Source organism: Pseudaeromonas sharmana (assembly GCF_042649925.1).
Taxonomy (GTDB): Bacteria; Pseudomonadota; Gammaproteobacteria; order Enterobacterales; family Aeromonadaceae; genus Pseudaeromonas; species Pseudaeromonas sharmana.
This window is the reverse complement of sequence record NZ_JBHSAF010000014.1, coordinates 658,848-677,953: the sequence shown is the minus strand read 5'-3', so window position 1 is coordinate 677,953 and position 19,106 is coordinate 658,848. Positions and strand designations below refer to the sequence as shown.

Sequence of the window (19,106 nt, the reverse complement as noted above, 5' to 3'; positions counted from 1 at the left end):
CCATCAGGACGCGGGCGTGTCACCAGCCTGTGCCGCCGCCTTGGCTTCCAGAGCCTGTTGTGAGTCGGCATACTGCTGGGCAATCGCGATAAAACTCGCCTCTATCTGTAAAAAGGCATCGACGATATCCGGATCAAAATGGCTGCCCCGTCCTTCGACGATGATGGCCACAGCCTTGTCATGGGGCATCCCTTCCTTGTAAACCCGCCGGCTGATCAGGGCATCATAGACATCGGCCAGGGCCATCAAGCGGGCAGACAGCGGAATGGCCTCACCGGCGAGCCCTTGCGGATAACCCGAGCCGTCCCATTTCTCATGGTGGCAATAGGCAATCTCCTTGGCCAGCTTCAGAAAATCCACCGAGGCACCCAGTGCTTTTTCGGCATGCTCAATGGCATTGAGTCCGAGTTCGGGGTGACGCTTCATGATCTCGAATTCGGTAGGTTCGAAACGGCCAGGCTTGAGCAGAATGCGATCCGGAATGCCGACCTTGCCGATGTCATGTAACGGCGCAGATTTAAACAATAGCGATATGGTGGCGTCATCCAGCTGGTGGGCAAAGCGCGGATGGTGCTGCAAGGCTTCGGCCAGAGCCTTGACGTAATGCTGGGTTCTGCGGATATGGTTGCCAGTCTCGTTGTCGCGGGTTTCAGCCAGCGAAGCCATCGCCAGAATGGTCACATCTTGGATGGCATTCACCTCGCGGGTGCGTCGGGCGACCTCCTGCTCAAGAAAATCGCTTTTACTGCGCAGGAAATCGGCGCTGGCTTTCAAGTTGAGATGGGTCTTGACCCGGGCAAGCACCACCGGCGGACTGATGGGCTTGGTGATGTAATCCACGGCTCCCAGTTTAAGGCCAAACTCCTCATCCTCCACACTGGCTTTGGCGGTGAGGAAAATGATCGGGATGTCACGGGTAGCGGCTTGCTGGCGCAGGTGCCGGCAGACGGCATACCCGTCCATCTCCGGCATCATGATATCCAGCAGTATCAGATCGGGTTGTGGCGGCTGCAGGGCAATCCGCAAGGCCTTTTCGCCACTGTTGGCGACTTTGACTTTATACAGTTCCTTGAGCAAAAAGCTCATCAGCGTCAGGTTTTCCGGCGTGTCGTCAACGACGAGCACGGTGGGTTTATCCAGTGGTTGTGCCTCGTCATCTGTGCTCATGGCGTCAGCTCCTCTATCCATTTTTCGGCAATCGTCAGGGCTTGCTCAAATTCGTAGTCGCGGATGGCGGTTTCGAGCGGCCCCAGGTGGGGGCTCGGTCTGGCGGATAATGCAGCGCTGTGGCGCTCCAGCAGATCCAGCGCTTCGGCATCATCCCCGCGTAACAGGTCGGCCAGTCGGGTGAGCAGGGGCTTGATATCTTCCACCACGCCGTCTCTCGCCACAGGCGTTTCATCTGCGGTGACGAGCGCTGCTGCGAGCGGCGCACAGAGTTGTTCGACACTCATGGCTGTGGTGTTCAGTCGCGTCAACAGGCTGGCCTCGTCACCGTGGTCACGGAGGTGCTTTTCCAGCTCGGCCGCCTGCTGTTGCAGGGTGGAGGCGCCAATATTGCCACTGACGCCTTTAAGGGTATGAGCCAGCCTCTCGGCTAACGCCCGATCGCCGGCAGCGAGGGCTACGCGAATGCGACTGATGCAGTCACGTTGTCCCGCGACAAATTTTTGCAACAAACTACGGTACAAGGCACGGTTGCCCATCACCCGGCTTAACCCCAGCGCCGTATCAATCCCCGCAATGTCCGGTAACGGGATATCGATAGCCGCGGGGTGCGTATCGGATTTTAGCGGGCCGCCAGGCGCCACCTGAGCGGGATGCCGCGCCGGGATCCAGCGCAGCAGCGCTTGCCATAACTGGGCGGGCTCGATGGGCTTGCTGACAAAGTCATCCATGCCGGCATCCAGACACTGCTGACGATCCTGTTCCATGGCATTGGCTGTCATGGCAATGATGGGCAGCTTGGTCCAGTGTGGTTCACACCGGATGTGCTGTGTCGCCGTCAGTCCATCCATGACCGGCATCTGTACATCCATCAGCACCAGGTCATAATCGACGCGCCGCATCTGGTCGATCGCCGCCTGTCCGTCTCCGGCGATATCGACGTGGAAGCCGGCACTGCGCAGTAACTCACTTGCGACCTCCTGATTGAGATCGTTATCTTCAACCAGCAATAGGCGCGCGCCGGCGATAACGCTCAATTCGGCCTGATAGTCTGTTCCCTGGGCACGACGCTGCGGAAATCTTTCCGCGGTCGGGTGGTCTGAAAGCAGCCGCATGGCGGTATCAAATAACTGTGATGGTGTGATGGGCTTGGTCAGGTGGGCGGCGACCAAGGTGCTTTGCATGAGCTCGGAGTCAGTGCCGGGATCGCTTGGGTGTAACAGTACCAGCGGGATTGTCATCGCCTGCTCGGCCAGCCTCCTGGCCAGTTGCAAGCCATCCATATCCGGCAGACTGACTTTGGACACGATCAGGGCAACAGGCTGGGACGTCTGCATGTCAGCCAGTGTTTGCAGGGCCTGTTGTCCCGAATCCGCCAGGATGACGTCGAAGCGCATGGCCAACAGCATGTTGGTCACCGCGGTGGCAGCCTTGGGATTGTCATCGACAACCAGAATGCGTGCTCCCAGCAGATCCACGCTCGGTGTCAGCATGGCGGCGCCCGGTGCAGGAACCGGTTGTAACAGCGCGGTGAACCAGAACGTGCTGCCTTCGCCGTAGCGACTCTCTACGCCTACCTGACCGTGCATCATCTCGGCCAGTGTCCGTGAAATGGCCAGCCCCAATCCTGTGCCGCCATACTTACGCGTGGTGGAGGCATCGGCTTGCTGAAAACTTTGAAACAGTTTGCCGCGCTGCTCTTCCGTGAGGCCGATACCGGTATCGTGGATGGCGAAATACAGCAGCAGGCCCTGTTCGCTGCGCTGCTCCACACGGATTTCCAGCCGGATGTCGCCGTGTTCGGTGAATTTGACCGCATTACTCATGTAATTGATCAGGATCTGCCCCAGCCGCAACTCATCGCCAATCAGCTCATAAGGAACATCGGGCGCGATATCGATGATGAACTCCAGCCCCTTCTGCCGGGCCTTTTCGGCGGTGAGATCGATTAAGTCTTCCAGCAGGGTGTTGAGGGCAAAAGGTTGCGGATTCAAGGCCAATTTTCCGGCCTCAATCTTCGAGAAGTCGAGAATGTCGTTGATGACCCCCAGCAGGTGCTGGCCGGAGCGATGGATCTTGTCAACGAAATTACCTTGCCGGGCATCGAGTTGAGACTTTTGCAACAGGTGGGTCAGGCCCAGAATGGCATTGAGCGGCGTGCGGATTTCGTGACTCATATTGGCCAGAAAATCGGCTTTCACTTTGGCGGCTTCTTCGGCGAGTTCTTTGGCTTCGGCCAGTTTGGCTTCAGCCTGCTTCTGTGACGAGATATCCACAAAGGTGCCGATCAAACCGCCGGGTTGACCATCTCCTTTGTGAAATCCCGAGACCCAATACAGGGTTTGGTGCACCTGGCCATCGGCAAAAGGAATGGGCATCTCGCGCTGGACCGACCCCAGCTCGCGGATGATGCGCTCGTCCTCCTCTTGATAATGGCGTCGATCCTCGAGTGGCAGGTACTCCAGCTCCAGCACTGTCTTGCCAATCAGCTGTTGTGTATCCACGCCAAAGGTCTCGCCATAGATCTTATTGAAGCCAGCAAAGCGGCATTCGGCGTCTTTATAGAACAGGGGATAGGGGATGGTATCCATCAGCACACGCTGGAAGGTCAACTGATCGGCCAGCGCCTGTTTGGCTTGTTGTTCTTCGGTCACATCGCGCCAGTAGCCATTCCAGACATAGTGTCCGGGTTCGGGCTCTGTCACCTCGGCGCGCGTTTCGAGCCAGCGGAGTTGCCGTTGCTGATTGTAGATACGGAATAACATGTCGCGGTTTGCGGCGCTGGACGCCTGCTCATGCAGCCGTTGCCTGGCCATGTCGATGTCATCGGGGTGGACCCGTTGCCAGCGCAGTTCGGGGTCCTCCAGCATCGCCTGACTGCTGATTCCCCAGACCTGCTCGGAGCGATTACTAATGAAAGTAAAGCGGCCGAGCGCCTCATCGGCACGCATCTCATAGCGGAATACCGCACAAGGTACCGATTCGGTGATCTCGGTGATCAAACGGCGCGACCACTCGGCCGATGCCGTGATCTGCTCCAGTTCTTGGGTTCGATCCCTGATCTTCTCTTCCAGGGTGTCGTTAAGCTGCTCCAGTGACCTGGTGGCATCCAGCAGATTACGGCGCATCAGTTCCTGTGCCGAGACCAGGGCCTTGAGTTCACTGATCTCACTTTGCACCGTCACCGGGGACTGCAAGTCCATATTGCCCAGGCGGTGGCTCTCGCGGACCAGCGCTCTTAGCTGGCCGGCAATGCGTCGTGACGAGGGGATGACCAGCAGGGCCGCCAGCAGCAGTGTCATCAGCAGCAGGCCCAGGAACAGGGCCCATTCTTTGGCTCCAAGAAAAACAAAGTCGTTGCGTGGCGCATAGATGGCCGCCCAGATGGTCTTGCCACCGAGTGGCAGAGGGCGGAATTGATAGAACCAGTCGGAGCCATCGCTAAGACGAATACTCTGCAGCTCACGGGCGGGTTTGCCGTTGGCTATCCACGCTTTAACGGACTCGCCGACAGCCGGATGGCCGATACCATCAACCGCGTCAAATAATTGCGGAAGCCGCTGTTGCCGCTGCATGACAGTGGTGAGCATTTTTTGCGGTCGGGAGAGCATACGCATCTGGCTATCCAGCAGCAGCGGAAATCCCTGTTTACTGACGTTGAGCTGGTTGGTGTACTCCGACAAATCCGTCAGGCGGATATCAACGGCAAGGATGTAGCTTTGTCCATCAAGGGCGCGAAATTGCTGACTGACCGTCACGCCAGGTTCACCGGTCGCAACAAAGACATACGGCTGGGTCCAGCTGATGGCGTGGCGCGCTGCGGCCTGACGAGCCCCGATAAACCAGGGGCGGCTCCGGGCATCATAATCGGATGTCTGGCGCTGGCTGCTAACGAGCTCAAGATCGGCGGTCCACTGCTGCTGAATGACCTCGTTGCCTTGCGCGAGCGGGCGGCTGACACGATTTGCCGGCAGGCCGTTCTCATCGCGCATCACCAAAATCTCGGCGCCATCCAGCCTGGCGAGATGGATGGAGAAAATGCTGTTGTGATTATCAATGAAGGGTAAAAAAAAGGAATTGAGTGCGGCCAGTTCCTGTTGATGAGCCGGCCAGGGTTGCTGGCTATCCGAACGCCCCGAGGGGGAGAGATGGTTGTGCTCCAGAACGCCACGAATGGTACTCAGGATGGTTTCTGTGCCTTGAGCCAGTTGCAAGATGCTGGTTTCCATTTCCGCTGACGCCTGTTGCATTTCGGCGTCGGCAATGCGGGACATGGTAGGACGAATCAGCAGGAAATTGATGGCGAGCCCAAACAGCAGCAAGGCGACAAAAACAATGCCGAACGCGCGGCTGAGCATCATGTACAAAAAGGAGAACCGGTTTCGAGCCAATGCCATCATCCGCTCCGGCGCATCAGGTGGGGATGAAGAGAATCTATCAGGTCTTCCTGAGTCTGGCAGCAAGCAAAAGCGAAATCTGGCAATCGTTTACCATCTTTATTCTGCAGTGCGCCGCTGTATCCGAGTGGCGCCCTTGGTTGCCAGGATGGCAAAGCAATTGGCCAGGGTCTGCAGATAAGCCGCCTTGTCGTCGCTATAAGGCAGGGGCCGGCCGACATAGGCATCGACAAAAAACGGGATCGGGATCCATTCCCCCTTGGGCATTGACTTGCCCAAGCCCTGTAGATAGACCGGAACGACCGGAACCGCAGGCTGATCGCGCAGCAGATGCCAGAGCCCTGGTTTGAGCTTGGACATGACCTCCGGCTCACCGCGGGTCCCTTCGGGAAACAACAGCAATATTTCATCACGTGCCAGCGCCTCGCGGCACAGTAGTAGTGGGTCGCCTGCTGGCGTGACGCTATTTGTTCCCCTGGCTGAGCCGCGCTGTACCGGGATCAAGCCCAGAAACCAGCGCGCGATGAACCGCAGCAGTGCCGTGCTGAAAAAATAGTCGGCGGCGGCGACTGGACGCAGCAGCGGCAGCCGCGAGAGTGGCAACAGGGTCAGCAAGACCAGCAGGTCGAGGTGACTGTTGTGGTTGGCGATGATCACCGCAGGCCCGCGGCGCGGCAACCGCATGCGGTGACGCACCGTGAGTCCAAGCCACAACAAGACCACAGGCCAGGCGACGACCAGTACGAACAGACGCCGGCACAGCGCATACAGCCAGTAAGGGCGGGGCAGATCGCTTTGCATGCTGACCTCCCGCCTCAGTAGTAGAAGTAGTAGAGGGTGTGAAAATAGAGCGGTGCCGTGAACGTCAGCGAATCGAGACGATCCAGAATGCCGCCATGGCCCGGCAGCAGGGTGCCGGTATCCTTGACACCGATATCGCGCTTTACCGCTGACATCACAACGTCACCGATAAAGCCGAAGACCCCGATCTCCAGGCCAACCAGCAGTGCGCGCGGCCAGTCCAGTGGCGTAAACAGCGGGCCGAGCAGGGTGGCGATGACGACAGTCGTTGCGGCGCCCCCCAGGAAGCCTTCCCAGGTCTTGTTCGGGCTGACCAGGGGCAGGATCTTGTGTTTGCCCAGGGTCTTGCCCCAGACAAACTGCGCCACATCATTCATCTGCGTCAGGAACACCAGCAGGAACAGCAGGCTGGCACCGCTGATCAGCCGACCATGGGCCTCAAGTTCCGGCAGCACCAGCAGGTAGGCCATGTGACTCAACGAAAAGACGGTAGTGACCAGCCCCCAGTGCAGTGTCGAGGTGGCGTTGAGAAAGCCTTTGGGATGACCGGAGAGGACCAGCCGCGTCGGCAGCAACAGGAACAGATAGACAGGGATAAAGATGATAAACATGCCATACCAGGCCTGGATGACCCAAAAGTACTGCAGCGGGATAGCCATATAGGCCCACAGGAAGGCCCAGCGGTCCTGCTGGCGGTTTGGCGTCAGCGAGATGAACTCCTTGAATGCCATGAAACTGACCAGTGCCATCAAGATAGAGGGCAACGGTTGGGGAAATAGCAGTACCGGCAGGAAGAAGGCGATGATCCAGCACCAGGTGCGGATGCGCACCAGGATCTCCTTGCGCGCCGGGTGGCTGGCAGGCACTTTCCAGCGGGTAATCGCATAACCTGCTGCCAGGATGGATAACACCAACGTAATACCGTGATATAGCGGATCCATGCTCAGACTCCTTGGTCTTGTCTTAGGCAGATTCTGCGGCCAGTGCCGCGCGCAGTCGATTGTAGCAGGTGAGTCCCATCGCGCCGCACGCCAGCAGCAACACGAGCGACATCCAGGGCAGGGCACCGGCGACCGGCCAACCCAGACCAATCCAGATGCCGAGCGCACCGATCAGGGTGGCGCGGTCACTCTTGCCCATCGGGCCTTCGTAGCGACGTCCACCGCCAATCAGCAGGCCACAGACGCCGGCATATTCGGTCAGCAGTGCCAACCAGATAAACGCCAGCACCACGGCGGGCCAAAGCCCGCTCACCAGGGCCAGGGGCGCAAACAGGGCGGCATCCGCCAGCACATCCCCCATCTCGTTGAGCAGACCGCCGAGGCGGCTCTTGTGGTTGAACTCCCGTGCCAGCTGACCATCGATGGCGTTGAGCGCCATGCGGACAAACAGCCATAACGGCAGGCCGAGCCACAGATAGCGCCCCAGCGTCGTGTCTGCGGACAATGCCAGCACGGCGCCATAGCCGACGGATAGCAGGCAGGCAAGGCTGGTGACCTGGTTGGCGGTGACGCCACGCCGCTCCAGCTGGCAGGTGAGTGGGCGCAGCAGTGCCAGAAAGCGGGGTTTAAGTTGATAGACGCTCGGCATGGTGTACTCCTCAGGCGGCGTCGGCGACGACATCATGACGTCGACCACGGCGATAGCTGACAAACAGCAGCCCCATGATCAGCATCAGCAGTACACCGAAGGCGAAGACCTCCTGTGCCGGATCGAGGAACTGGCTGGCGACATAGTGCACGCCGACAAATGCGGCGATCAGCAGGTTCTCGCAAAAGTTCTGTACGGCAATGGCGTGACCGGCGCCCACGGTCGCCTGTCCACGATCTTGCAGCAGGGCATTGAGCGGCACGACGAAGAAACCGGCCGCGGCCCCCAGTGCAATCAGCAGCGCACCAGCCTGCCACAATTGGGTGGTCAAGCCCATGAACAGCAGTGGGGCGCCAATCAGCAGGCCCGCCCACAGCGCGCGGCCGGCATGCTCGAGGCGGATGAGCGCCCCGGCAAGCCCGGCGCCGACGATGATACCGACCGAGACCACGCCACCGAGATTCGTCGCCGCACTGGTATCGGTCAGGCCGAGGGTGAAGGGTACCCAGGCGAACAGCACCAGACGCAGTGTTGAGCCTGATCCCCAGAACAGGCTGGTGCCGAGCAGCGAGGTGCGCGCCTTGCGATCGCGCAACAGGGTCGCGACGGCGCCGGCAAAATCCTTCACCATGGCCGGCAGCGCCGCGCCAGTGAAGCCATGCACCACCGGCAGCCGCGGAATCAGCAACGACAACCCGACGGCGAGGGCATAACAACAGGTAACCAGAACCAGCAAACCGGTCAGCGACACATCTGCCAGCAGGCCGCCGCAGACAAAGCCCAGCAGAATCGCCACTATGGTCGACCCTTCCATCATGCCATTTGCCTTGACCAGGTGGGCCGGGCCGCAGAGTTGGGTCAGAATGCCGTACTTGGCCGGCGAGTAAATCGCGGCGCCAATCCCGGTCAGCACATAGGCGGCAATTACCAGAATGAGTGCTTGCTGGCTACCGTACCATGCCACCAGCAGCATACCGATCCCTGAGACCAGCTTGATGCTGTTGGCCAGCCACATGACGCGCCCTTTGGGCATGCCGTCGGCCAGTAGGCCGACAAACGGCGCCAGCAGGATATAGGGCAGGACGAAGCTGCCCTGCAAGACCGCATCCATGCCTTTCTCTGTGGCCAGCGTCATCACCAGCTTGAGGGCACCCACCAGAATCGCGTTATCGGCAAACGCCGAGAGAAACTGGGCGATCAACACGGCCACCAGGCCGCGAGATAACAGGGGTTGTGCGGTTTGCGTATGAGTGTGATGTTCCATCTTCAGACTCCGCTGGAGGCGGCCAGCGCCTTGAGGGTGACATAATCGGTTTTGCCGGTGCCTAGCAGTGGCAATTCACTGACCACGCGCACGTCGCGCGGTACTGCCAGCGCAGGGAAACCCTGTTCGCGAGCCAGTTGGCTCAGCTGTTCTATGCTGACGGGCTGGGTACTGAACAGCACCAGCGCCTCGCCCTTGCTCTCGTCCGGTCGTGAGCTGGCGGCATGCTGGCCCGCGGGGCAGGCGAGGGTAGCCAGTTTCTCGACCACTTCCAGCGAGATCATCTCGCCGGCGATCTTGGCAAAGCGCTTCAGGCGGCCCTTGATATGGACGAAGCCCTCCTCGTCCACCTCGACGATGTCTCCGGTGTTGTACCAGCCGGCACCCCGTTCAGAGGCGGTGGGCTCCAGCACTCCGGGGGCGGTGGCGCGCAGATAGCCCAGCATCACGTTCGGGCCCCGGACGTGCAAGATGCCTCCCTGCTCGATCCCCGGGACCGTCTCCAGCTGCCACTCGATACCGGGCAGGAACTGACCAACCGTGCCGGTGCGATACGCCATCGGCGTGTTGACGGCCAGAACCGGCGCCGTCTCGGTCGCGCCATAGCCTTCGAGGATGCGAATACCGAATTTCTCGAACCACTGCTCGCGCACGCTGCTAGCCAGTTTCTCGGCGCCGGCAATCACATACCGCATGCGGAAAAAGTCATAGGGGTGAGCGTGCTTGGCGTACTGGCCCAAAAAGGTGCTGGTACCAAACAGCACGGAGCAGTTGCGGTCGTAGACCACTTCGGGAATCACCTTGTAGTGCAACGGGGACGGGTAGAGAAACAGCTTGGTGCCGGTCATCAGAGGCAGCAGGGTACCGGCGGTCAAACCAAAGGCGTGGAAGATCGGCAAGGCGTTCATGAATTTGTCGCCGGCAGTGAAGTCAATCACCGACTGTACCTGTGCCAGGTTGGCCAGCAACTGGCGATGGCTCAGCACGACACCTTTAGGCGTGCCTTCCGAGCCGGAGGTAAACAGGGTCACCGCTTCGGCATCCGGTTGCGGGGCAGGCAACCAGGCCCATTGCCGCAACCAGCTGGGTACGAGCAGGGCGCTCTGCAGCCAGAGTTTGTCTTTGAGCTCCAGATGGCTGCGCAGATCCTCAAGATAGTGGATCTGCAACTGTTGCCCCAGCGCAGCGATGACCTCGGTCAGGCGGGCGGTCTCGACGAAGGCGCGGGAGGTGATGATTTGACGTACGGCGGCGACCTGGCAGGCGGACTCGATGGCCTGCCGCCCGGCGGTGTAGTTCAACATCGCTGGCACGCGGCCAAAGGCGCCGGAGCCCAGCATCAGGCCCACGGTTGCCGAGACGTTGGGCAGCAGCAGGCCGATGCGCTCGCCCGGCGCGGCCAGCTTGCTGGTAATCCGCCCCAGTGCCAGCGTCATTTTCAGGATATCGCCATAGTTGAGTTCGACCTGACGCATGTCCTCCAGCAGGCCATAGCGGCGGCCACAGCGGCTGATGGCACCTTCCAGCGCTTCATACAGGCTGCCGCGGGGGCGCGAGGCGAACAGCATATGCTGCATGATGCGACGCATGGCTTCCCCGGCCTTTTCACGACGCTCATGACTGCTGGCTGCGTCCGGCATGCGGATCTGTTCGCTCGGCATCACAGTCAGACGCATTTTGGGGAGCCAGCGACGCTGCGGATGGCCACGCAATCGGCTGAAGAAAGTGCGGCCGGGACCATCCAGATGCACCGGGACTACAGTGGCGCCGGTCTTGGCGGCGACAAACGCCGGGCCATTGTAGATTTTCATCAAGGAGCCGGTCACGGTCAGTCGTCCCTCGGGAAAGATCACCACCGGGCGCCCCTGCTCGACCAGACGCACAACCTGTTTCATGCCCATCGGGCTGGTCGGGTTCACAGCCAGATAGTCGGTCAGCGACAACAGCGGCTTGAACAGCCAGTGCTCGGCCACCCAGGTGTGGACGACAAACACCGGTCGGCAGGGCATGAACAGACCGAGCAACATACCGTCGAGGAACGATTCATGGTTGGCGACAACCAAAACACGCTCTTGCTGCAGCGCGCTCCAGTCACCACGGACCTCGACGCGAAACAGCAGACGGAACAGGTTACGCAGCAGCAGAATAAACAGGGTACGCATCAATGCTTCCTTTTTTCCTTGTGGCAGACGTCAGACTTCGTCCTGCAGATAGGTCAATACCTTCTGCAGTGCGTCGGTCAAGAACACTTTGTTGATCCAGAAATAGATTTCCTTGCCTTGTCGTTCATGCTCCAGCACCCCGGCCTCACGCAGGATCTTCAGATGATGGGATACGGTCGGACGTGACAGGGTTGAAACCTCGGCCAGCTGGCCCGCCGTCAACCGTTCACCCGGTTCGAAGGTCAGCAGGATGCGCTGGCGATGTTCATCGCCCAGTGCATTGAACACCTTGGCGATTTGCTGCCAGGTATCCGGAATGGCGCGCGAGTAGTCAGTGTGCATATTTCATTTCGATGTTCTTAAACATGTCGACATAATAGCCGGTGCCGTCCAAGTGTAAAGGGTTTGCAAAGGACTCGAGCGAACTTTTTTTATCCAGCTGTGATCTGCATCGATGACTTGCGCTTTTTACGTGATCTGGCCAAGATCGGCGCCCGGTTGAATGAATGAGATAGCGCCATGAGTCGAGCGCCTGCCAAATTTGCTATTGCCGCGCCTGCGGCCAAGCCACGACGTCAGTCGGCTGCGGCGGCTGACAAGCCGGCCAAACCAGCGGCTACGCCGTCACGACGTGGTGCGGGAGGCAAACAGCCTGTTAGCGTCAAGGGGCAACTGCATCCGCGCAATCCGCATCAGGGCCGCTATGACTTCACGGCGTTGTGTCAGGCCTCGCCCAGATTACAGTCGTTTGTCATCAGCGGGCCTCACGGGGCGACCATCGACTTTGCCAATGCCGCCGCTGTCAAAGCACTGAATCAGGCGCTGCTGGCGCACTATTACGCCGTCGTCTCCTGGGATATTCCGGACGGGTATCTTTGCCCGCCGATCCCGGGGCGGGCCGATTACATTCACTACCTGGCCGATTTGCTGGCCAGCGGCCATCGCGGCAAAGTCCCCATGGGGGCGGGTGTCACTGTACTGGATATCGGTGTGGGGGCGAACGCCATCTACCCGATCATCGGTCATCACGCGTATGGCTGGTCTTTTATCGGCGCCGATATCGATGCCGGCGCCCTGGCATCGGTCGAGCTTATTCGCGCGGCTAATCCGGCGTTGGCGGCGGCACTTGAGTGTCGCCAGCAGCCAGATGAGCAGCAAATATTCGGCAACATCATTAAACCGGGTGACATCATCGATCTGACGCTCTGTAACCCGCCGTTCCACGCGTCGGCCCGTGATGCGCAGAGCGGTTCGCTGCGCAAGTTGCGCAACCTCAACAGCCAGAAGCCGCGCAACCAGCAACAGGCCAATCTCGACCGCGTCCAGCTGAATTTTGGCGGACGGAATAATGAACTCTGGTGTGAGGGCGGTGAGCTGGCCTTTATCCTGCGCATGATCCGCGATAGCCAACGTTATGCCGCTCAGGTGTTGTGGTTTAGTACCCTGGTTTCCAAGGGGGAGAATGTGGCGCCGCTGCGCAAGGCGTTGCAGGCCGCCAGGGCGGTCGAGGTGCGGGTGGTCGAGATGACGCAGGGCCAGAAGATCAGCCGCCTGGTGGCGTGGACGTATCAGCCTTTGGCGCAGCAGCAGGCCTGGAGCCAGTTTCGCTGGGGACGTTAAAGACCGGTGGGCTGCCACTGTTGAACCAGTCACCATGTGCCGTCCTGAGTGTCCAGCCATCGCGGCCATGCTGTTTGCTGCGATACAGGCTGGCATCTGCCAGTTCAAATAGCCCGGAGTCCCGGCTGTCGTCCACGGTGGCAATGCCGATGCTAACGGTCACGCTACCTGGCGTCAGCCGCCGTAAGGCATGCTGCAGGCGTTGCACACTGTCGAGCAAGACGGCCGCCCGGCGTTCGGCGGTCAGCACCGCGAACTCATCACCGCCGATGCGGTAGCTGAGCGCCGGCTGCATCACCTCTCGCAGCTGGCGCGCCACGGCGATAAGCACCCGATCGCCCTCCTGATGGCCAAATTGATCATTCACTTCCTTGAAACGATCGACATCCAGCAACATCAGCGTCAGAGCCGAGGCTTGGTTGCGCGTACTGGCCAGATCCAGATCGAACGCCCGGCGGTTCAGGATGCCGGTCAATGGGTCGGTCAGCAGTGCCTCGCGATTTGCCATCTGTTCATGGCGCAGCAGGTGGGCGCGGGCCAACACGTCGCGGCTGAACCAGGTTGACAGGCGTTGGTGTAACACTTCCGGATCCTCACCGGCCAACAATTTGGCCACCAGGCGCTGCTCGGCCCGAAAGATCAGGATCAGCACCGTCAGGCTGGCCAGTGACAGGCCAAACAACAACACCATCGGCAGCACGATGAGACGCAAGGTTCCGAGTACGGACTCCATAAACAGGCTGGCTGGCAAGTAGAGTTGCAGATCCAGCAGACTTTCGCCGTTGCGGTAGTTCAATTGCTGCCCGTGATGCAAGATTTGCCAACTGGAGCTAGCATGCGAGCCGTCACCGCTGGGCGGGAAGCGTTCGGGATAGATTTCGGTGATCAGCTCACCGGTCTGGTGGTGTAGCACTCTTAACCCGACGCCGACATCTTTTAGGCTCTGTTGCAAGCGTTCATGGATGCGGTCGACAGGAATATCCGCTATCAGCAAGCCGAGAATGGCGCCGTCGTGATTGCGCACCCGTCGCGTGTAACTCAGCATCCAGTCACCGCTATTGAATTCGCGATACGGGCCAATCAGCTGAGAATCGCCGCCTTCGGCGAGCAGCGCCTGATACCAGGGGCGAACTTTGGGATTGTATGGTTCGTTCGGCGCCCAGTGCGGGTAGGTGTCGAGCCGGTTCGTCGCCATATTGTAAAAAAACAGATAGGCCGGTTCGGCGCGCAAGCGATAGGCGGCATTCCACACCGCGTTTAACGCCGGCTCCCCGCGGGCAATGGCGGGTTTATCCATCTGCTCCTCGATGATGGCCAGTATGGTCTGGTTGTTGTGACTCAGTGGCGAGAGGTAGAGGCTATCGAGGGTGAGCAAGAGCTTGTGAAAATCACGGCCGCGCCCTTCAATGGTATTTTGCAAGTTAAGCCAGCCCATGCCGATGCCGATCAGCAAGGTCAACACACTGCTGCTGATGGTTAGCAACAGAAAGATGTAGTAACTGCGTCTGTCCTGGCGAATCTTCATTTCTGCCCCCGTAGCATGAGTCTAGGCCCATCCCCACAAAAGGCATATAAACAGGCTGGTTATTGCAGTTATTAACCGGCATCAGCAGCCGTGGTGCACGCTTTGCCGACTCAGACGCCCGTTATGAGCATGTTGCTTTGCCTGATTCGACAGGCGCGATTCGTGAAGGGGTGTGACAAGCTTTTGCCACCCACCATTACGGTGTCATCTCATGACGGCTGCAACCACTCAATCAGCGGTGTCTGTGGGCGAGCGCCCGGCATCGCCTGCCATAGCGTCACCCCCAGTGACGACTACACGGCTGTGTATGCCGTTCTGTCAGGCCGATGGCCGCCCGGTTGAGCCGGGGGGAGATGTGGCCGCACTTGTGTTGGGAGAAACCCTGGGCGGTTATTTACTCGGACAGAATCTGAGCTGGCATGGCGGCATTCATCTGACCGATCAGCATTATCCGCAGCATGTGGATCAGCAGCCGCTGCGCTGCCTGATGGATGGCACCGTGATCGCCTGGCGCCTAAACAAGCGTTATCCAACGCTGTCATGGGGTGACAAGGCACTGCGCTATAGCAGCAGTTTTTGTCTCATTCGGCATGATTACTGCTCGCCTGCCGGCGCACACGGAGCGCAGAACCAGCTGCGCCTGTATAGCCTGTATATGCACCTGGCGGACTACCACCACTATCAGCCGGTGTCGAGTGAGCAAGCCATTGTGCGTCTGCGCCAGCGTATCTATGTTCGCCGGGCGGATGACCCTACCCGGCGTTTGGGCAAGCTGGGAGCAGGTAGCGTCCTGCTGGCTGACAGCGAGCGCCGGCGATTGTCGATTGCCGAGCGCGTGCAAGGGCGAACGCAGCAACGCGAGCTGGAGTTTGTCCGCGCCAGGGTGCAGGAGAAAGGCCCGGATTCGGCTCATCATATTGCCGTTGGTGCTGAGGTTTGGGTTGCGGACAGTCCTGAGTATGTCGAGCATGCCAACCAGCAGATCTTCAGCCCGCCACGGGCGTTGCCTGGTTACTTGCAGCGTTATCAGATGGCGACGTTACGTCAACCGCAGCCGGTTTACCGCACTGCCGAAGCCTGGCAGCAGCGTGATGCCGAAGGGCGCCTGCAAGTCGGAGCCACGTTGCGCATCGATCGCCACCTCTGTCGCCCTGTGCAACGGGATGGCCGCGTCCAAAGTGTGTTTGCCGCCGAGATCATCCATGGTGTGGATGGCGAGTCCGATGGGCCATTAAGCGGCCAGATCTGGCTGTCGCTGGAGCCTGGATTAGCCTCACTGCAAGACGAACCACCCAGCCAGTTTGACACTCTGGTGGCATCGGACTATCCCATCCAAGCCGGTGAGCCAGTCGGATTTGCCGGCTGTTATGACAGCCCAACACTGACTGACTTGGCCAGGGTCGACACCGAGTACCGGTTGCATCTTGAACTGTTTACCGATGCCGAGGCGTCGTTGATTCAGTGCTGGCTGGATAATGCCGCCGAGGTGAGCGTCGACACTCACTGGGCCTGTTTGTCCGGGGATGAGGCCCTGTATTGCCCTGGCCAGCAGACGGATGCTGCACCAGAGCTGACCGCATTACATGCCGATGCCGGACAGTGTGTGCCGGTGTTGCGGCACTTTGAGCACGAACACCAGCCTTGGTGCGAATTGGGCGCAACCCAGTGCGGGCCGACGCGGCTGGAGACGGCGTTGCTACCAGAGCAGAGCGTGTCGCTATGTGGCCCCTTCGATCTAGCGCGTCAGGGCTTTCGCCTGCTGAATGGACATGATGCCGGTCAGCAGGTGGTGATTGATCTGCAGGCTAATCAGGTACCCGGCCTGTTTAGCCAGACACTGCGGGCTCTGGATCGGGATCAGAATGGTGTGGTGGATGCCGACGAGCTGCGATCCGCCTTGCAGGATGCTCAGAGTCGGGGCCAGCTGTCGCGCCTGCTGGTCCGGCATGACAGCGAGTGGGGCGTAACCTGGCGACAGAAGGTGGAAAAACATTTGCAAGACAGCAAGGCGCGGCTGTTGGCTTTGCCGCCGGCATGCCTGTCTGCCGCGGAACAGCAGCAACAACAGGCTCACTTGCAGTTGATTGAGATGGAAACACAACGCATCAAGCAATTGGCCATCGAGCTGGCGTTATTTAATCAGCCGCTGGTGTTTATGCATCCGTTATTAATGGTTCAGCTGCTGAATACGACCAAGGCGATAGCCGAGCTGGTGACCAAAGAAATGCTGGTGGTGCTGGTACCGGAATTAGCCGATGAAAACTGTGACGAGCTGCTGCGTTATCTCAATCAATTTATGACGGTATTTGAAATCAATACGCCACTGCGCATTTGTCATTTTCTGGCACAAATGGCCCATGAGTCCCGATTTAGACCAAGAGCGGAGAATCTGAATTACACCAGCACGCAGCGAATACATGAAATATTTGGTTGCAGCGGAGGGTCAAGAAATTACAACGCCAGCGTCGACAGCTGTACACGAGGTGTTCATGCCGGGCGCGAAGAGCTTTGGAGTAACCCCCAAAACTATACTCGTCATCCGGCAGCGCTTGGTAGCTTGGTTTATTCAAATAACATGGAGAATGGTTCTTATGAATCTGGTGATGGATATAAATACAGAGCAAGGGGGTTGATTCAACTGACGTGGAAAAGGAATTACAGGTTGTTCACGAATTATCACAATGAACATTTTTCTGATGATATACGTGATTTTGTTACTGATCCTGATTTAATTTCTAGCTCGTTGAAGTATGCGGTGGAGGCCTCTTGTTTTTACTGGGGCATGATGGATATAAACAGAGCCGCTGACATAGATGATGTTCGCATTGTGACTAATAAGATCAATGGGGGTGTAAATGGATTGCAAGATAGAATGGAAAAAACTAGAGCGATTAAATCTCATATTGGTATTTAGTTGTGCTTTCACTTCGCCACTTTCCAAGGCGAGTGAGATTTTATTTAACTGTAATAGCGGGGTTTTAAAGTATGAGCTTATTCAAGATGATGCAGGTCGAGTTTTTTATGTGCATAAAAAAAATGGAATACAAGACTTTTCCCTTTCTAGTACACAAAAAAACAATCCCTTTAAGGTAGCTAGTGTTCCTTTTAGTGGTGGAGGAATGGCATATGTTCATTTTAAGAATGGTGAATACGATTACTATTTATATAATGCGGTCTCTTATGCCTCTGAACCTTATATAGATGTGCTTGGTGTAATGGTTTGGCATGAGAATAAAATTATCTCGAATAGACATTGTTCAGGTTCTGCTAATGGGTTGTTCCCTCCGGCATTTAGAGTTCTTTCTGAAGAAGAGCTAGATATAAAAATCCAAAATGAGGTGTTTGATAATCGAGATTAGATTGTTGATATATGTGTCAAGTGGATCTTCTATTTATACGCCCTGCATTTGGATTGGTTGATGCTTGTTTTGTTATCGCTTTAATCACAATCAATGTTCTCTGGAGGATAGAATGGCTGAGGAGGAATTCATTGTAAATGAAACAAATTTTACTGAATGCATTACATGCGGCGGTCTTTTTTGTTATTCTTTCAGCAAACGTAAAGTCGGCTGAAATTCTTTTTAATTGTAACATTGGAAAATACTCGTATCAGATCATATTGGATGGCGAGAGTATTATATATTCACACTCCATTTTAAATGTGAAGGATCTGAACGTCCATGCATCGAAAACAGATGCGTCGTTTAAAATGGCCAGCTCTCCTCTTAGTGGTGGAGATGTTGCCTATATTCAATTTTCCCGAGGTGACTATAGCTATTATTTTTATGATGCCATTACCTATGCCAGAGATCCGCCACTGGATGCCATAGGGGTTATGGTGTGGCGAAATGGTGTCATGCTCTCTGATCGAGCCTGTTCGGGTAACAAAAACGGGTTGTTTTCCGAGGTATATCAGGACATTCCGAGAGTGGAAATGGGTGAACAAGTTTTTTTAAAAATCATCGATAGATGAGTATGAGAGCGGTTAATTTATTGCAGCATCAGTATATTTCAGCACACGGGTTGTATATAACGGCTTGCGTATAACGGGTGTCAGTAGCAATGATTATTAGCATGACGACGCTTGTTGTTTCGCTGAGCACAGTGCCAACCCTTATCCTGGATGCCAGGGTTATCGCCAATCAAACACAGGGCGAGCTGTTAACAGATTTAATCCTGACGGCGGATCTGGATGGTGATCATCATATGAACACCGTGATCTACGATTTTAGCCGTCAGGCCGCACCGGTTACCTGTGATACGGCGTGCCCGCAGAATGATGGATTATTCAATCGGCCACAGCTGACCATTGCATTCATTTTGCATGGCAAACGCATCAATCTGCCGTTCCTCTGCGAGCAGTTTGGCTATTTCAACAACCAGCACGCAGGTATGCCGGATCTGTGGTGCGGGCCTGATACCCGCCTGCGCTGGAATGGCGAAGAGTATGGCGACGCACACTAGCCTGGTTGTGGGCTCTACGCAAAATGTCGCTCAATAGCGGCATTTTTTTGTGCTAACAGAGCTCTGCTTCATCTTCAGTACGGGTCCTCGTAAGAAACAGATTGCGTTTTTTTTAG

14 protein-coding genes are annotated in these 19,106 nt (G+C 57.5%); 5 read left to right on the top strand and 9 right to left on the bottom strand.

All coding sequences use genetic code 11. From position 1 onward, the window contains the following. Positions 1-3: 3 nt before the first annotated feature. From ACFOSS_RS12755 to ACFOSS_RS12720, 8 genes are all read right to left on the bottom strand, one after another. Positions 4-1,167 (bottom strand): response regulator, encoded by a 1,164-nt coding sequence (locus ACFOSS_RS12755; RefSeq protein ID WP_377153083.1) that lies wholly within the window; start codon positions 1,165-1,167, stop codon positions 4-6. Beyond that, on the bottom strand, positions 1,164-5,564 hold the full coding sequence (locus ACFOSS_RS12750; RefSeq protein ID WP_377153081.1) for a response regulator: 4,401 nt from the start codon (positions 5,562-5,564) through the stop codon (positions 1,164-1,166). The genes ACFOSS_RS12755 and ACFOSS_RS12750 overlap by 4 nt, the downstream gene beginning before the upstream one ends. A 99-nt stretch (positions 5,565-5,663) precedes the next feature. Beyond that, positions 5,664-6,365 carry a lysophospholipid acyltransferase family protein gene (locus ACFOSS_RS12745; RefSeq protein WP_377153079.1) on the bottom strand — a complete coding sequence of 234 codons (702 nt, stop codon included), beginning with the start codon at positions 6,363-6,365 and terminating at the stop codon, positions 5,664-5,666. A 14-nt stretch (positions 6,366-6,379) separates the two neighbouring features. After that, positions 6,380-7,306 carry a phosphatidate cytidylyltransferase gene (locus tag ACFOSS_RS12740; RefSeq protein WP_377153077.1) on the bottom strand — a complete coding sequence of 309 codons (927 nt, stop codon included), beginning with the start codon at positions 7,304-7,306 and terminating at the stop codon, positions 6,380-6,382. A 22-nt stretch (positions 7,307-7,328) separates the two neighbouring features. After that, a complete protein-coding gene (locus ACFOSS_RS12735; protein WP_377153075.1) occupies positions 7,329-7,955 on the bottom strand; it encodes a CDP-alcohol phosphatidyltransferase family protein in 627 nt (208 codons plus the stop codon). A 10-nt stretch (positions 7,956-7,965) separates the two neighbouring features. Continuing rightward, positions 7,966-9,219, bottom strand: a complete 1,254-nt coding sequence (gene lplT, locus ACFOSS_RS12730) for a lysophospholipid transporter LplT (protein ID WP_377153073.1) — start codon at positions 9,217-9,219, stop codon at positions 7,966-7,968. A gap of 2 nt (positions 9,220-9,221) precedes the next feature. Beyond that, on the bottom strand, positions 9,222-11,381 hold the full coding sequence (gene aas, locus ACFOSS_RS12725; protein ID WP_377153071.1) for a bifunctional acyl-ACP--phospholipid O-acyltransferase/long-chain-fatty-acid--ACP ligase: 2,160 nt from the start codon (positions 11,379-11,381) through the stop codon (positions 9,222-9,224). A gap of 30 nt (positions 11,382-11,411) precedes the next feature. Continuing rightward, entirely contained in the window at positions 11,412-11,723 is a 312-nt protein-coding gene (locus tag ACFOSS_RS12720) for an ArsR/SmtB family transcription factor (RefSeq protein WP_377153069.1), read from the bottom strand. Between the two features lie 177 nt (positions 11,724-11,900). On the opposite strand from ACFOSS_RS12720, the gene rlmF reads away from it, so the two are divergent. Then, positions 11,901-13,001 carry a 23S rRNA (adenine(1618)-N(6))-methyltransferase RlmF gene (gene rlmF, locus ACFOSS_RS12715; RefSeq protein WP_377153066.1) on the top strand — a complete coding sequence of 367 codons (1,101 nt, stop codon included), beginning with the start codon at positions 11,901-11,903 and terminating at the stop codon, positions 12,999-13,001. Here the strand turns inward: rlmF and ACFOSS_RS12710 are convergent. Further along, a complete protein-coding gene (locus tag ACFOSS_RS12710) occupies positions 12,925-14,526 on the bottom strand; it encodes a GGDEF domain-containing protein (protein ID WP_377153064.1) in 1,602 nt (533 codons plus the stop codon). The genes rlmF and ACFOSS_RS12710 overlap by 77 nt on opposite strands. Before the next feature lie 211 nt (positions 14,527-14,737). Between ACFOSS_RS12710 and ACFOSS_RS12705 the strand changes: the two genes are divergently transcribed. The 4 genes from ACFOSS_RS12705 to ACFOSS_RS12690 all read left to right on the top strand — a co-directional run bounded on the left by ACFOSS_RS12705 (position 14,738) and on the right by ACFOSS_RS12690 (position 18,990). After that, the gene (locus ACFOSS_RS12705) at positions 14,738-17,440 is read left to right on the top strand and encodes a glycoside hydrolase family 19 protein (protein ID WP_377153062.1); all 2,703 of its coding nucleotides are present in this window, start codon (positions 14,738-14,740) and stop codon (positions 17,438-17,440) included. Next, entirely contained in the window at positions 17,382-17,885 is a 504-nt protein-coding gene (locus tag ACFOSS_RS12700) for a hypothetical protein (protein WP_377153059.1), read from the top strand. The genes ACFOSS_RS12705 and ACFOSS_RS12700 overlap by 59 nt, the downstream gene beginning before the upstream one ends. Before the next feature lie 137 nt (positions 17,886-18,022). Next, entirely contained in the window at positions 18,023-18,499 is a 477-nt protein-coding gene (locus ACFOSS_RS12695; RefSeq protein ID WP_377153058.1) for a hypothetical protein, read from the top strand. A gap of 101 nt (positions 18,500-18,600) precedes the next feature. Beyond that, positions 18,601-18,990: a hypothetical protein gene (locus ACFOSS_RS12690; RefSeq protein ID WP_377153056.1), complete on the top strand. Its 390-nt coding sequence runs from the start codon at positions 18,601-18,603 to the stop codon at positions 18,988-18,990. Positions 18,991-19,106: the final 116 nt, after the last annotated feature.

Coding starts and splice junctions, on each gene's coding strand:
- lplT (WP_377153073.1), bottom strand. CDS start 9,219: ATGGAACATCACACTCATACGCAAACCGCACAACCCCTGTTATCTCGC.
- aas (WP_377153071.1), bottom strand. CDS start 11,381: ATGCGTACCCTGTTTATTCTGCTGCTGCGTAACCTGTTCCGTCTGCTG.
- ACFOSS_RS12705 (WP_377153062.1), top strand. CDS start 14,738: ATGACGGCTGCAACCACTCAATCAGCGGTGTCTGTGGGCGAGCGCCCG.
- ACFOSS_RS12750 (WP_377153081.1), bottom strand. CDS start 5,564: ATGGCATTGGCTCGAAACCGGTTCTCCTTTTTGTACATGATGCTCAGC.
- ACFOSS_RS12700 (WP_377153059.1), top strand. CDS start 17,382: ATGGATTGCAAGATAGAATGGAAAAAACTAGAGCGATTAAATCTCATA.
- ACFOSS_RS12755 (WP_377153083.1), bottom strand. CDS start 1,167: ATGAGCACAGATGACGAGGCACAACCACTGGATAAACCCACCGTGCTC.
- ACFOSS_RS12690 (WP_377153056.1), top strand. CDS start 18,601: ATGACGACGCTTGTTGTTTCGCTGAGCACAGTGCCAACCCTTATCCTG.
- ACFOSS_RS12735 (WP_377153075.1), bottom strand. CDS start 7,955: ATGCCGAGCGTCTATCAACTTAAACCCCGCTTTCTGGCACTGCTGCGC.
- ACFOSS_RS12710 (WP_377153064.1), bottom strand. CDS start 14,526: ATGAAGATTCGCCAGGACAGACGCAGTTACTACATCTTTCTGTTGCTA.
- ACFOSS_RS12720 (WP_377153069.1), bottom strand. CDS start 11,723: ATGCACACTGACTACTCGCGCGCCATTCCGGATACCTGGCAGCAAATC.
- ACFOSS_RS12740 (WP_377153077.1), bottom strand. CDS start 7,306: ATGGATCCGCTATATCACGGTATTACGTTGGTGTTATCCATCCTGGCA.
- rlmF (WP_377153066.1), top strand. CDS start 11,901: ATGAGTCGAGCGCCTGCCAAATTTGCTATTGCCGCGCCTGCGGCCAAG.
- ACFOSS_RS12695 (WP_377153058.1), top strand. CDS start 18,023: ATGAAACAAATTTTACTGAATGCATTACATGCGGCGGTCTTTTTTGTT.
- ACFOSS_RS12745 (WP_377153079.1), bottom strand. CDS start 6,365: ATGCAAAGCGATCTGCCCCGCCCTTACTGGCTGTATGCGCTGTGCCGG.